General features: G+C 61.7%; 11 protein-coding genes and 2 pseudogenes. 6 read left to right on the top strand and 7 right to left on the bottom strand.

Features of this window, described 5'->3' with window-relative positions; genetic code table 11:
• The first annotated feature begins 6 nt into the window (after nt 1–6).
• From THALAR_RS07580 to THALAR_RS07555, 6 genes are all read left to right on the top strand, one after another.
• A complete protein-coding gene (locus THALAR_RS07580) occupies nt 7–507 on the top strand; it encodes an L-2-amino-thiazoline-4-carboxylic acid hydrolase (protein WP_021100932.1) in 501 nt (166 codons plus the stop codon).
• A gap of 3 nt (nt 508–510) precedes the next feature.
• The gene (locus THALAR_RS07575) at nt 511–1,680 is read left to right on the top strand and encodes a M20 aminoacylase family protein (protein ID WP_021100931.1); all 1,170 of its coding nucleotides are present in this window, start codon (nt 511–513) and stop codon (nt 1,678–1,680) included.
• Nucleotides 1,681–1,805: 125 nt separating this feature from the next.
• On the top strand, nt 1,806–2,432 hold the full coding sequence (locus THALAR_RS07570; protein ID WP_021100930.1) for a DUF4123 domain-containing protein: 627 nt from the start codon (nt 1,806–1,808) through the stop codon (nt 2,430–2,432).
• Nucleotides 2,426–3,205 carry a hypothetical protein gene (locus THALAR_RS07565; protein ID WP_021100929.1) on the top strand — a complete coding sequence of 260 codons (780 nt, stop codon included), beginning with the start codon at nt 2,426–2,428 and terminating at the stop codon, nt 3,203–3,205. Before THALAR_RS07570 ends, THALAR_RS07565 begins: the two co-directional genes overlap by 7 nt.
• Complete coding sequence (locus tag THALAR_RS07560) at nt 3,202–5,775, top strand: hypothetical protein (protein WP_021100928.1); 2,574 nt, start codon at nt 3,202–3,204, stop codon at nt 5,773–5,775. Before THALAR_RS07565 ends, THALAR_RS07560 begins: the two co-directional genes overlap by 4 nt.
• Nucleotides 5,765–6,241 carry a hypothetical protein gene (locus THALAR_RS07555; protein ID WP_021100927.1) on the top strand — a complete coding sequence of 159 codons (477 nt, stop codon included), beginning with the start codon at nt 5,765–5,767 and terminating at the stop codon, nt 6,239–6,241. The genes THALAR_RS07560 and THALAR_RS07555 overlap by 11 nt, the downstream gene beginning before the upstream one ends.
• A 367-nt stretch (nt 6,242–6,608) precedes the next feature.
• Here the strand turns inward: THALAR_RS07555 and THALAR_RS07550 are convergent, their stop codons facing one another.
• The 7 genes and pseudogenes from THALAR_RS07550 to THALAR_RS07520 form a co-directional block, all read right to left on the bottom strand.
• Nucleotides 6,609–7,751 carry a DSD1 family PLP-dependent enzyme gene (locus tag THALAR_RS07550; protein ID WP_021100926.1) on the bottom strand — a complete coding sequence of 381 codons (1,143 nt, stop codon included), beginning with the start codon at nt 7,749–7,751 and terminating at the stop codon, nt 6,609–6,611.
• A 39-nt stretch (nt 7,752–7,790) separates the two neighbouring features.
• Nucleotides 7,791–8,150: a cupin domain-containing protein gene (locus THALAR_RS07545; protein WP_021100925.1), complete on the bottom strand. Its 360-nt coding sequence runs from the start codon at nt 8,148–8,150 to the stop codon at nt 7,791–7,793.
• A gap of 18 nt (nt 8,151–8,168) precedes the next feature.
• Nucleotides 8,169–9,209: a YeiH family protein gene (locus tag THALAR_RS07540; RefSeq protein WP_021100924.1), complete on the bottom strand. Its 1,041-nt coding sequence runs from the start codon at nt 9,207–9,209 to the stop codon at nt 8,169–8,171.
• A 128-nt stretch (nt 9,210–9,337) separates the two neighbouring features.
• Nucleotides 9,338–9,886, bottom strand: a pseudogene (locus tag THALAR_RS07535) (thiamine pyrophosphate-dependent enzyme); the annotation flags it as partial.
• Nucleotide 9,887: 1 nt separating this feature from the next.
• A pseudogene (xsc, locus tag THALAR_RS07530) lies at nt 9,888–11,348 on the bottom strand (sulfoacetaldehyde acetyltransferase); the annotation flags it as partial.
• A 24-nt stretch (nt 11,349–11,372) separates the two neighbouring features.
• The gene (locus tag THALAR_RS07525) at nt 11,373–12,767 is read right to left on the bottom strand and encodes an NAD(P)/FAD-dependent oxidoreductase (protein ID WP_021100921.1); all 1,395 of its coding nucleotides are present in this window, start codon (nt 12,765–12,767) and stop codon (nt 11,373–11,375) included.
• 27 nt (nt 12,768–12,794) lie between these two features.
• Complete coding sequence (locus tag THALAR_RS07520) at nt 12,795–13,181, bottom strand: nuclear transport factor 2 family protein (protein WP_021100920.1); 387 nt, start codon at nt 13,179–13,181, stop codon at nt 12,795–12,797.
• Nucleotides 13,182–13,196 lie beyond the last annotated feature (15 nt).

Genomic DNA, 13,196 nt, shown 5'->3' with positions numbered 1-13,196 from the left:
GACGACATGACCGACACACCCGCCGAAGGCATGGACCTGAACGATATCCCGATCCTGCTGCGCCGCCGGATCGAGGCGATGATCCTCAAGCATGTGCTCGACGTCATCACCGAGCGCACCAGCCGCGAGGAAGGCGAGGCGGTGATCGGGGCGGTTTGCTCGCGCTCGGCCATCGAGCAGGGCAAGCAACTGGCCGAAGATCTGGGCCGCGCCCCCGACCTGACCGACTTCGCCGCGATCCAGCCCGCATGGACCCGCGAAGACGCGCTACGGATCGAGCCGATCGAGGCCACCGAGGAAAAGTGGGATTTCAACGTAACCCGTTGCCGCTATTCGGAAATGTATAAGGAAATGGGGTTGGGCGATATCGGCCACCTTCTGTCGTGCAACCGCGACGGCGATTTCTGCATCGGCTACAACCCCGAGATCGAACTGGAGCGCACCCAGACGATTATGCAAGGCGCCAGCCACTGCGACTTCCGCTACCGCATGAAAAAGGACACCTGAACCATGGCCATTGAAAACTGGGTCGGCAAGGAACTCGACAGCCTGACCGCCTTCCGCCGCGACCTGCATCAGAACCCGGAGCTTCTCTATGACACCGTGCGCACCGCCGCGACCGTGGCAGAGGCCCTGCGCGCTGCGGGCGTAGACGAGGTCACCGAAGGCGTCGGTCGCACCGGCGTCGTGGGCGTCATCCGCGGGCAAAGCAACGCCAGCGGTCGCAGCATCGGCCTGCGCGCCGACATGGACGCGCTGCCGATAGAGGAGGCGACGGGCAAGCCTTGGGCCTCGCTGGTGCCCGGCAAGATGCACGCCTGCGGCCATGACGGTCACACCACGATGCTGCTGGGCGCCGCGCGGCATCTGGCGCAAAGCCGCGCTTTTGACGGCACGGTCATCGTGATTTTCCAGCCCGCCGAAGAGGGTGGGGCAGGGGCGAAAGCCATGATCGACGACGGGCTATTCAAACGCTGGCCCTGCGATGAGGTCTATGGCATGCACAACCGCCCCAACATGCCCGTCGGGGAGTTCACCATCGCGTCAGGCCCGATCATGGGGTCGGTCGACGAAATACAAATCCGTATCGAAGGGCGCGGGGGCCACGCGGCGCGCCCCGACCAAACCATCGACCCGCTGCCCGTCACGGCTGCCGTTATTCAGGCCGTCCAGACCGTCACCTCCCGCACCATCGACCCTTTGGACAGCGCAGTGATCTCGCTTTGCACAATCGAGGCAGGCAACGCCTTCAACGTCATTCCGCAAGAGGTACGGATGGGCGGCACCGTGCGCACGCTGCGCGAAGAGGTCCGCACCCATGTCGAAGAGCAGCTGAACCGCTTGGTGACGAACGTGGCGGCAGGTTTCGGCGCGACGGGGCATCTGGACTATGTTCGCCACTATCCGGTGACCGTGAACCACGAGCGTGAAACCGAACTGGCCGCCCGCGCGGCGCAGGAGGTTGCAGGCACGGAGCGCGTGGCCCTCGACATGCCGCCGGTGCTGGGGGGCGAGGATTTCTCCTTCATGCTGAACGAGGTGCCCGGGGCGATGATCAATATCGGCAACGGCCCGTCGGCCGGGCTGCATCATCCGGCATATGACTTCAACGACGAGGTTATCGGCTGGGGTTGCTCCTACTGGACGACCCTCGTGCGGCAAAGGCTTCCAGCGGGGTGAATATACCGCATCACTGCGCATGTTCGCGCATCAGAGAGACCAAAGCCGCGATGTTGTTGATTTCGCGCTAATTCCGAGGCAAGCTTTCCGCAATTGTTGTAGTTTCATTTTGAAAGACACGCGCGATGGGGCCTTATTGCCATCATAGTGTCTCTTTGGTTTTGGCTGGCCCTGATCGTCGGCTCGAAGACAACCCGGAGCTTGAGGCCTGCCTGTTCGGCACGCCAGATTGGTCGGGTTCGGGCAAAGAGACGCAGACCTTTGTGCTTTTGGAAGCGGCACGCTTCTTCGGGCTGCCGGAAATGCTGGAGACCTCTGGCCTTGAATACGGATGCCTGTTCCAAGGCGGCAGCAGCAGCGAGTTGGCGGATGTCGCGCCCTATCTTTTGCGCCTGACACCTGATGCGGAGTTGCTGCGGCATCTGCTTTCAGGGCGGGGGCCGGACGATCCGCCGTGGCAAATGTGGCCAAGGGCAGGGGCCTGCTTCCTGCGATCAGCCGCAGACCTGACCACGTTGATTAAGCATTTCCGCAAGTTCACCCGCGTGTTCGACGAAAGAACGGGGCGGTGGAACTATTTCCGCTTCTACGCACCGGAAGTCATGTTGAGTGTCGTGGCAAATATGGAGCGGGCGCAGTTTGAACGATTTACCAAGGGCATCGACTATTTCGCCGTTCCGAACGGCACCGACAATCTGGCAATCCTGCGACTTGAGGCATCGGTGCCAATAGAGGCAGCGGCAGCATGTTGAAGCTCAGCGACATCGTCACCGAGGCTGCCGAGGATGCCGCTCAACGCATGGCGTGGGACAACTACGAGCGGAGCGCGCTGGAGCTGATCGACGAGCAGTATCTCGCAGTCGCGGCGCGGCTTAGCCTGACAGAACGGCAAGCCTTGGTTGCCCAATCCCACAAAAACGCCAAGGCCCTCGGATTTGTCACCGGACGGGATCACCTGAAATATCTGTCTGCGGTGTTTTTCTGGGGCAGCTTTTTCACCACCGACCCGCAGTTCTATCAGGCCTTGCTGCGGGCCGGATGGCTGGATGCGCCCGGCCATCGGCCCAGCCTGACGCGGCTGGCCCACGAGATTGACCTGTATGCGGACGCGACCGGCGGGGATTTGGCGTCCTACAGCCGCTTCATGGACGCCCTTGCCGGAATTTACCGCGACGCGGACACGCAGCCCGCGCTGCAAACGGTATGCGACAGCTGCGCACGGGTCTGGCCGCATCGTGCGGCACGCCTTGGACCGGATGGACTGGCAGGCTTTGTGGCAGCGGCGGGTAAGCGGGCGCACGGCTATGGGCTGGCGGGGCCGGACCTGACCCTGTTCTGCGCTCTGGCGCTCTATTTCGGATACGGCTTCGACTGCGACCCGCTTTACCCGTGGGCAGTGCAGGCCTTTGCACCTTCATCGGGGGCTGACCAACCCGATCCCGAACAATGGCGGCGGGGAATGGTCAGCGGGGTGCGGGCCTTTTTTGACGCACGACAGACTGCAAAAGGGACCGAAGCGACATGAGCATTTTTCAGGACATTATAGACAGCTTGATGGGCACCGGCGGCGGCGCGGTCCCGGCAACGCCGAATTCGGGCAATGTTGCCGCTCAGGCCGGTGCGGGCGCGGGGCCGCAGGCCGGTGCGGTCGGGGCCACAAACCAGCCCGCCACCCAAGCGATGGCCTATGCCGGTCGCAGGGGCAGCAACCACGCCCCGACGGCAACCTGCGCGACCTGCGGGTTGCAATCGGTGCGCTTTCACCTCGGCTGGACGTTTCATCCAAACGACGTCCCCCAAGGCACGGTCCAGTTGCGCCCGGGAATGCCTGCGGCGGAGCCGATACCGGCCAACGGGGAAATCGTGCTGGATCAGGCGGCGGGGCGGGGCATCCCGCAAGGCACCCGCTCGGCGCGGCTGGAGGTGAATATCACCAACGGCCCGACCTACCAGTTCGACGTGTTCTTCGACCTGCCACCGATCCATGAGCCCGCTGGGTTGAAGCGACGGCTGACCAATCTTGGCCTATATGCGGGCATCGACGAGTATTTCGGCGGCCGCGCCCTTTGGGCGATCCGGGCGTTCAAACGCATCCACATCAACAGCTACACCCGCAATGCCACCGAGACCGAGGATGACAATGTCGACGGGACGACCGCGCTTATCTTGTCGAACGCGCTGCTGGCTGCGGTGCAAACGGCACACGGGGCGCATCCGGACGATGTGACCGCTGCACTGGCCGTGCCGGAAAATCTGATCAACCGGCAACGCACGGCTATCGCAAACGCGGGAATGTTCATGGGCCTGCCTTTGCGGCGCAGCTCCTACGAGGCAGCCGGCGCAACCGACGACAAGGACCCGGTTCCGGGCAGCACGAACGCGGTTTGGGGCGGCACCGCCAACCCGACGGCCACGGCCTCGACGCCCGGCTACGAGATCTGTCTGGGCGTCTATGACGAAACGGAGGGCGAGCCGCCGATTGCCAACAGGATCAACCTGCCACAGCCGGTTCATATGCTGCAATTCGCGCTGTTCGAGACAGGGCATTGGGTGGTCGCTGGCGGGCGGGCGAACGGGCAGACCATCACCCGTTTCGGTCCTGCCGCAACGGTCGGGGCCACGAATGCCGCGGGGGGCATCTTCGCCAGTATGGACGGCGATTTCGGGCGGTCGACCCATTGGGGCCTGCGCGAATTCCAATGCAGCGCGAAGCTGCCGCAGGCGGCGGTGGAAGACGTCACCGTGACAGAGCCGCTTTATCTGCAAAGGCTGATTACACTGGACCCCTCGACCCTGTTCGGCGAGGCTCAGTATGGCGGGGATGTCACCGGCACTCTGAACGCCGACACGGCGCGCGCGGTGCAGGACTGGCTGGACCGGCGCTATCGCTGCCCTGTGGTGATCTATGCCGCGCCGTCGCGCGATTACCTGAACCCTGCCACGATCCGTGAAAACATCTGGCGCTATAATGACTGGAACACCACAGCCCTGCGCATGTATGCGATAGATCGTAGCGGGGCTTTCACGATTCCCGCCGTCTACAGCGGTCAGGTGATGCTGGGCGGACAGGCGATTTCCCAGCCGGTGACGGTCGGTGATTACTCCCCCTACACCCAAAATGCACGAGTCTACGGCGGTCCGAGGACCGTCGGCAACCACATCTGGGAACTCGACACGACGGAGGTGACCCCGCAAACCACCTATGGAACGGGCGGCTACACCGGTGCAGGGCTGACGGCGGCGCAGCTGTCCACTTTCAAGGTGATCCGGGCCGCAGCCCATTTCGAGTGTCTCGGCCACTACGATGCGCTGAACGCCTACGATCGTGTTACGTTGTCCTTCGGGTTGTGCCACTGGACGCTTGCGGTGATCGGCCATGCTCAGGCGACGCCGCCGCCGGTCAATCAGGCGCGCGAAATGGGCGGGTTGTTCTCGTTTCTCGAGTCGCAACATGCGGCGACCTACGAAAACACTATCGGGCGCTTCGGCCTTTCGGCACAGACAAGCTGGCCCATCGCCGCAAGCAACGGCGCCTACACATCCTCGGTGACCATGCCGACGGAAACCGGCACAGTGCTGCTCACTGGGGCCAGCTTCGCCACCGGCAACAATCAAAGCGGTGTGGAAGACAACCGCTACGGTCACACGTGGTCGGTTTATTACCGGATGCTGATGGCAAATCGTACGAATGCAGATCTGCAACAAGCCCTGGCGGTATTCGCACGCAAGCGGATCGAAAACATCCTGAATGCCACGGTCGGGACCGGCACGGTCGCCGACTATCTGACCAGCGAGAAGGCGATCGCAATGGCGTATCGCTGCCATATTTACACCACCGGCTTCCTGCGCAATCTCCGGCGACGGCTCGCGACCGTCGGAGCAAGCAACCCGATCCACAATCAGGCCCGTGAGGAACTCGCCATGGATGCCGTCGAGGCCGCCGCCGCAGCCAATGCGGCTGCCCACGCAAGGGAGATAAGGGGCTGGACAAACCTGCCACAAAATCGTGGACTTATCGGCGTGCAGTATAACCTCAATCTTGATGACCCTTCGATTTCCGGCACGGTGAACAGCTTTGACTTTGATGCCCCCTAGGAAACTCGCGGCGCTGACGCTGGCCTTGTCCTTGCTGTCGTCGGGTGTGACCGCCTGCGAGGTTGTGCCTTTGGGCAACCTCTACGACATGCTTGCCGAGACTTATCTGGGCGGCCCCGACAACATGCAGTTGCAGGAGCTTCACGTCCTTGACCTGAACGGCGATACGTATCTGGACGCCTACGCGGTGACCACATTCTGGGTAAGCGGAGGCGCGAAGGACGCGGGCGGGGTTCTGTATTTCGAAGGGCGCGACGGAGGTTTCTGCGATCTGGCGGACGAGATGTCGGTCGAGTTGCTTGATCCGACCAGCCTGCGCGTAACCGCGGTGCCGTCCGAAGCGGCAGACAAGCGCCCGGAATTCGACGTCAGCTTCACCGGCGGCGGCAAAGACCCCTCGGCCCGGACGCATACGCGCTTCGTCTATCAAGCCAAGCGCTTCGGGTTTGCGCCTGTGGAAAAGTGAGCTTTCATTCGCGTCTTTGCTACAGTCCGGTCTGTAGGGCGTCACATCATTCCAGGTCATTTGCCACGAAGCATGGGTTAGCGCTCGACGCCATAGGACCGTCAGACGTTGTACTTTTTTCGATGATTTCGGTTTTTGACAAGTTGGCCCCGTCACTTAGGCTGGACCATAAGAGGTCAGGGGTTTTGATGCGCCGTAGTCTGATTGGCGCGCTGTGTAGGTCGACGCAATGCTGACCATGCGGGATGAGAGCTATAGCGGCTCGCCTGTGTTCGACCTGAGCACATTTCAGGGAAATTAATAAACATCTCTGAATGCTTGTTAGTTGGAGGGGTCGGAGCAGGACTACTTCCTATAAAAGCTGTGACTACCAGCCGCCGAACCGCGACCATGTGCTCAGCGCGGCGCCTGCAGTTTCAGGGATGACGTGATACTGCTGGTGCTGCGCGGCTGTGGCGCAGGCATGGTTTGGCAGGATGCGCAGGCGGGTGCCTACCGGAAAATCGGGAACCTCGCCTTCGAAATCGGGGCGGGGTGCGATGACGCCGTGTTCCTGATTGGCCTTGATCACGATCAGGCCGGGGATCACCTGACCCATCTCGTCGCACACAACGCCGTAGCCCTGATCTACCCTCTGGTCTGCCGTGCCGCGGTCGCGCGACATGGCCATCCAGCCCGCATCGCAAATGGTCCAGCCGCGGGAGGGTTGGTGCCCGATCACCGTGGTCAGCACGCTCAACGCGATGTCGTCGACATCGCAGACGTCGATACCGGCCATCACCAGATCGAAGAAGACGTGGACGCCTGCGCGCACTTCCGTGACGCCGGTCAGGTCTTTCGCGGCATGTGCAGTCGGGGTCGAGCCGACGCTGACGACGGGGCAGGGGAGGTCTGCATTGCGCAAGGCAGTCGCGGCATTGACCACAGCGAGGCGTTCCTGTTCGGCAAATTCGGCCTGTGCGTCGCGCCCGATTGCGCCGTAGCTTTCGCCCGCGTGGCACAGAACGCCGCATAGCTCCGCGCCGCCTTCGTGCAGGACGCGGCCCACCTCGATCAAAGCCGGATCGTCCGCCGTCAACCCGCTGCGATGGCCGTCGCTGTCAATCTCGATCATGGCGGGAATCGCGATGCCGGAGGCCTTTGAGGCCGCAACAACCGCTTCGGCCTGTGCCGCGCAATCGAGCAACACCGTCAGCCTGCACCCGGCGTGGTGCAGCGCCAGCACACGGTCCAGCTTGTCGGGGCTGATGCCCACGCCGTAAAGGATGTCTGTGATTCCAGCACCGGCAAAAACTTCGGCCTCCGCCAGCGTTGAAACTGTGGCAGGCCCGTTGCCATTTGCCAGCACGTAGCGGGCGGCCTCGACGCTTTTCGTTGTCTTGAGATGGGGCCGCAACGACACGCCAAGGGCCGCCGTATGCTGCGCCAGACGGTCGATGTTGCGTTTCATGCGGGCCTCGTCGACCAGCAGGCAGGGGGTCGTCAGGGGGGACAAACGTGGGTCGGGCATAATCGTCTCCTAGCGCAGTGGGTCTGGTGAGGAGACTTATCAGCCCGCGCTGTAATCGCGAATGACAAAATGCTTGGTGGTCGTCTCAAGCACATGCCAGAAGCCGCGAAAGCCGTTGGGGATCAGGAAACTGTCACCGGCGCGGAATTCCTGCTCGACGCCATCATCGCCGATCAGTTTGACGTGGCCGGTCAGAAGCACACAGAACTCGTCGCGGTCCGCGAAGGCGATCCACTTGCCGGGTGTGCTGGTCCATGTCCCTGCAAGCATCGTTCCGTCGTCATTCTTGAAACGCATTTGCGTTTCGTGGTGGGGGTCGCCGTCGACGACACGGTCGGGCAGATCCGCAAGACGGCGCTTTGTAATTTCGACATTTTCCTGGAAATCAATGACGCGCATGATGTTTTCCCTATTCAATTAGTTGGCAAAGTAGGTGAGGCCGAAGAGGATGAAGCAGGCGATGAAGACTGTCTGCGCCACGATCAGGATGATTGCCTGCCCGCCAACATCGAAGATCGTCTTGAGCGAGGTTTTCATACCTACGGCGGCGATGGAGACCAACAGCGCCCATTTCGACAGATCAGCAAGGAAGCCTTGCAGGAAAGACGGGATAAGCCCGAATGAATTGATCGCCGCGAGCACCAGAAACATGATGACGAAGAACGGCATCAGCGGCGGGCGTTTGCCACCCTCGGCTGGATCGTCTTCGGCGTAGGCGCGGATGATCAGGGCGAACACCAACACCACAGGGGCCAGCATGGTCACGCGGATCAGCTTCACAAGGGTCGCAGTTTCGCCGGTCTCGTTGCTGACTGAAAAGCCCGCGCCGACAACTTGGGCCACGTCGTGAATCGTGCCGCCAAGGAAGACCCCTGCGGCGAGGTCGTCAAGCTCCAGCCACGCGGTGATGATCGGATAGGCGATCATCGCGATGGTGGACAGAATGGTCACGCTGAGGACGGTGAAGATCAGGTTGCGCTCGGAATGCTCGTTCTTGGGCAGCACGGCGGCAATCGCCATCGCGGCGGAGGCACCGCAGATCGCCACGGAGCCGCCTGTCAGCAGCGCGAAACGCCAGCCGCGGCCCAAGAGCTTCGCCCCCAAAAGGCCGAACAGGATCGTCAGGATCACACCTGCGACCACTAACCCGATCAGTGCGGGTCCGAGCCCGATCAACAGCTCCACACTGATACGCGCGCCCAGAAGTGCCACGCCGATGCGCAGCACTGTCTTAGAGGTGAACGCGATCCCCGGCACGCAGCGACCTTCTTCCGCGAGGAAGTGAAACGCGATGCCAAGCAGCAGCGCCATCAGCATCGCGGGTGCGCCGTAATGGTCCGACAGGAACTGCGCCGCAACGGCGATAACGACAGACACGGCGAAGCCGGGCCCGTTGTCGGCAAAGAAGGCCGGGACGCGGCTGGCGAGCGTTGGCGAGGAAGCCGAAGATGTGGCCATCAGACATGATCTCCTTGACCGGACCGGAAGCGACCCGGCGCGTCAATCAATGGGGTAGGGTGCAAACGCACAGAATTCGGAAAAGGAGGAGGCACCCACGCGGATGCCTCCCCCGGTGTTTGTTGCAATCAGACGGCTTGCTGCTCTCGCATGTCGTCACGATTGATACCAGCAACAGAGACCGGCTTTTTCATCGCGTCGCGACGGAAAGGCTCGCCCAGTTCCTGGTTCAGAACAACCTCGATGAAGGTGGTCACACCGTCATTCATCTGCTCTTTCACAGCGGTGTTGAGTGCGTCGGTCAGCTCTTCCATACCCATGCACTGCACACCTTTAAGGCCGCAACCTTTGGCGATCTCGGCGTAGTTCACGCCTTCGTTCAGCTCTGTGCCGACGAAGTTGTCGTCAAACCACAGCGTCGTGTTGCGCTTTTCGGCACCCCACTGGTAGTTGCGGAAGATGACCATGGTGATGGCGGGCCAGTCGCCGCGACCGCAGGCCGTCATCTCGTTCATGGAGATGCCGAACGCGCCGTCGCCGGCAAAGCCTACGACCGGAACGTCAGGGCAGCCGATCTTGGCACCGAGGATCGCGGGCAGGCCGTAGCCGCAGGGGCCGAACAGACCCGGAGCCAGATATTTGCGGCCCTTCTCGAACGACGGATAGGCATTGCCGNTAGTTGCGGAAGATGACCATGGTGATGGCGGGCCAGTCGCCGCGACCGCAGGCCGTCATCTCGTTCATGGAGATGCCGAACGCGCCGTCGCCGGCAAAGCCTACGACCGGAACGTCAGGGCAGCCGATCTTGGCACCGAGGATCGCGGGCAGGCCGTAGCCGCAGGGGCCGAACAGACCCGGAGCCAGATATTTGCGGCCCTTCTCGAACGACGGATAGGCATTGCCGATGGCGCAGTTGTTGCCGATGTCCGACGAGATGATCGCATCCTTCGGCAGCGCTGACATGATCGCGCGCCATGCTTGGCGGGGGGCCATGTGATCCGGCTTGGCTTTGCGGGCACGCTCGTTCCAGTCGATGCCTTCGTCGGCGTCGTCCTCGTGATCCATCGAGGACAATTCCTGCGCCCAGCGGGATTTGGTCAGCGCGACCAGTTCCTTGCGCTCCTTGCGGCCCTTGTCGCCCGCGCCATCGGCGAGGTTTTCGAGCAGCTGTTCTGCCACGCGCTTGGCGTCGCCCTGAATGGCCACGTCAACCTTCTTGGTCAGACCGATGCGGTCGGAGTTGATATCGACCTGAATGATCTTGGCGTCTTTGGGCCAGTAGTCGATGCCGTAGCCGGGCAGGGTGGAGAAGGGGTTGAGACGGTTGCCAAGGGCCAGCACGACGTCTGCCTTCTGGATGATTTCCATTGCCGCCTTGGAGCCGTTATAGCCCAGAGGACCAACGCCCAGCGGGTGCGAGCCCGGGAAAGCGTCGTTGTGCTGGTAGTTGCAAGCGACAGGCGCATCCAGTGCCTCGGCCAGTTTGGCGGAGGCGTCGATACCCCCGGACAGAACCACACCCGCACCGTTGAGGATCACGGGGAACTCGGCCTCAGACAGCAGTTTGGCCGCGTCCTTGACAGCTTGCTCGCCGCCTTGGGGACGCTCCAGACGGATGATCTGGGGCAGCTCGATGTCGATCACTTGGGTCCAGTAGTCGCGCGGGATGTTGATCTGTGCAGGTGCGGAGCCGCGCCATGCTTTTTCGATCACGCGGTTCAGAACTTCGGCCATGCGCGACGGGTCGCGGACCTCTTCCTGATAGCAGACCATGTCCTCGAACAGTTTCATCTGCTCGATTTCCTGGAAGCCACCCTGACCGATGGTCTTGTTCGCCGCCTGCGGGGTCACCAGCAGCAGCGGAGTGTGGTTCCAGTAAGCCGTTTTCACGGGCGTCACGAAGTTGGTGATGCCGGGGCCGTTCTGGGCAATCATCATGGACATTTTGCCGGACGCACGTGTGTAGCCATCCGCGATCATGCCGCCGGATGTTTCATGGGCGCAGTCCCAGAACTTGATGCCCGCTGCGGGAAACAGATCGGAGATGGGCATCATTGCGGAGCCGATGATACCGAACGCGTTGTCGATACCGTGCATTTGGAGGACCTTAACGAAGGCCTCTTCAGTGGTCATTTTCATGTGAATATTCCTTTTCTGGAGGAGTTACAGAATTTCGTCGCGAAGGTAGTAATAGGGATAGGCCATGCGCTGGCCCAACCTGCGGAAGGGAGTCAGGATGCCGTGGCTTGGCAGTTGCGAGGTAAAGATCGGCAGCTTGAGATCCTTGCCTTGCCCCGCAACCATCTGCGCCATGCGCTTGCCGGCTTGGGCAGAATACATCACGCCGTTGCCGCCATAGCCCATCGCGTAGAAGATCGTTTTCTTCGGGTCGGGCTGGAAGATGCGTGGCATCATGTCGTGGCTGACATCCACCCATCCCCACCAGGAGTAATCAAGCTCGATCCCTTCAAGCGCAGGGAACTTGCGGTAGAGTCCTTTTTGCAGCAAGTCCAAGTGCTTGGGGTTCTCTGCGTCGAGACCCGTGATGGCGCTACGGCTGCCGATTTGCACGCGGTCATCGGGCAAGAAGCGGTAGTAGTGCCGCAAGGTGCGCGTGTCGGTCAGGGGAGACTTGACCTTGAACCCGCATTCCGCCTTTTCCTCTTCGGTCAGCGGGCGCGTCACGATGGAGTTGGACAGAATGGGCATCAGGCGATGCTTGGTTTTCTCGTTCAGTCCGGGCGGGGTGTAGCCCGCCGTCGCCAAGGCCACCGCACGGGCGCGCACGGTTCCGCCGGGGGTGGTCAGATGGTGAACGCCGTCCACTGTCTTCCAACCCATGACCGGGCTGGCCGTGTGGATCTTTGCACCGAGTTTCCGTGCCAGACGGATATAGCCGAACGCCAGCTTTGCCGCGTGGATCGCGGTGCCGTCAGGCTCCCACATTGCCCCATGTGCCTCTTGGTCGCGTACGTAGTTTTGGTGCAACTCGTCACGCGACACCATGCGCGAGCCGTAGCCGAACACGTCGTTCAGAACGCCGCATTCCTTCTCCAGCTTTGCCATCACCTTTTCGCGGTGGGCAATGTAGAAATGCCCGCCGGTTTGTGGATCGCAATCAATGTCGTCAGAGTTGATCAGGTCGTTGAACAACTCGAACGCCTCGCACACCTCGGCGTGCATTCCCTTGGCGACGTCAACGCCCCAACGCTTGATCCATTCCGACCGCTTGAGACGGCCAGAAGAGATCTGCGCCTGCCCGCCGTTGCGGGTGGAGCAGCCCCAGGCAGCCGTGTTCGCCTCAAGAACATGGGCCTTGATGCCATGTTCCTTGGCCAGATGGATTGCCGTAGACAAGCCCGTGTAGCCGGAGCCGACGACGACGACATCCGCGTCAATATCGCCGGTTACGGGGCCGTCATCCTCGGGCGGTGTTCCGGCCGTGCCGATCCAGTATGTCGGCGCGTGGTCCCGGTTGTGACCGGGGCCTGCGTCGACGATCGGGTCGTATCGTGGGTCGTAGCTGGCCTTGGGCCAGTGTTTGGGTCTGTGTGGCATTTTATTGCTCCATCAATGAGATGACAATTACGCCTTGAATGGCGGCCGTGATTTTCGAAGTGCTTGTTTCACAACGATCTTGCCGTCGCGCAGGGTGAAGATGTCCGCGCCTTGCGCCTCGACGCGCATGCCATCGGCGCCGGTGCCCGAGAAGGTCCATTCCGACACGGCGCGGTCGCCGTGAACGAAGTGGCTGTGATGGTCCCAATGGGCGTCTTTCATGCCTGCCCAAACGGCGGAAAACGCTTTCGCAATGGCGTCTGCGCCTTCGATTTTTGCGCCGTATACCTCGTCGCCGCCGACGGTGTAGAACACGCAATCATCGGCAAAATGGGTCATGACGCCATCGACGTCATGGCGGTTGAAGGCATCAAAAGTTTCGGACAAGTCCTGAGCTGTCAGGGTCTTGGTCATGGTAGTCTCCATTAT

It is taken from the genome of Litoreibacter arenae DSM 19593, from assembly GCF_000442275.2.
Lineage (GTDB): Bacteria > Pseudomonadota > Alphaproteobacteria > Rhodobacterales > Rhodobacteraceae > Litoreibacter > Litoreibacter arenae.
The sequence above is the reverse complement of the archived record's forward strand: the minus strand, read 5'-3'. Positions and strand labels throughout refer to the sequence as shown.

Excerpts from the sequence above, each read along its gene's own strand:
- THALAR_RS07560 (WP_021100928.1), top strand. The coding sequence starts at position 3,202 with ATGAGCATTTTTCAGGACATTATAGACAGCTTGATGGGCACCGGCGGC.
- THALAR_RS07520 (WP_021100920.1), bottom strand. The coding sequence starts at position 13,181 with ATGACCAAGACCCTGACAGCTCAGGACTTGTCCGAAACTTTTGATGCC.
- THALAR_RS07570 (WP_021100930.1), top strand. The coding sequence starts at position 1,806 with ATGGGGCCTTATTGCCATCATAGTGTCTCTTTGGTTTTGGCTGGCCCT.
- THALAR_RS07565 (WP_021100929.1), top strand. The coding sequence starts at position 2,426 with ATGTTGAAGCTCAGCGACATCGTCACCGAGGCTGCCGAGGATGCCGCT.
- THALAR_RS07580 (WP_021100932.1), top strand. The coding sequence starts at position 7 with ATGACCGACACACCCGCCGAAGGCATGGACCTGAACGATATCCCGATC.
- THALAR_RS07575 (WP_021100931.1), top strand. The coding sequence starts at position 511 with ATGGCCATTGAAAACTGGGTCGGCAAGGAACTCGACAGCCTGACCGCC.
- THALAR_RS07525 (WP_021100921.1), bottom strand. The coding sequence starts at position 12,767 with ATGCCACACAGACCCAAACACTGGCCCAAGGCCAGCTACGACCCACGA.
- THALAR_RS07545 (WP_021100925.1), bottom strand. The coding sequence starts at position 8,150 with ATGCGCGTCATTGATTTCCAGGAAAATGTCGAAATTACAAAGCGCCGT.
- THALAR_RS07550 (WP_021100926.1), bottom strand. The coding sequence starts at position 7,751 with ATGCCCGACCCACGTTTGTCCCCCCTGACGACCCCCTGCCTGCTGGTC.
- THALAR_RS07540 (WP_021100924.1), bottom strand. The coding sequence starts at position 9,209 with ATGGCCACATCTTCGGCTTCCTCGCCAACGCTCGCCAGCCGCGTCCCG.
- THALAR_RS07555 (WP_021100927.1), top strand. The coding sequence starts at position 5,765 with ATGCCCCCTAGGAAACTCGCGGCGCTGACGCTGGCCTTGTCCTTGCTG.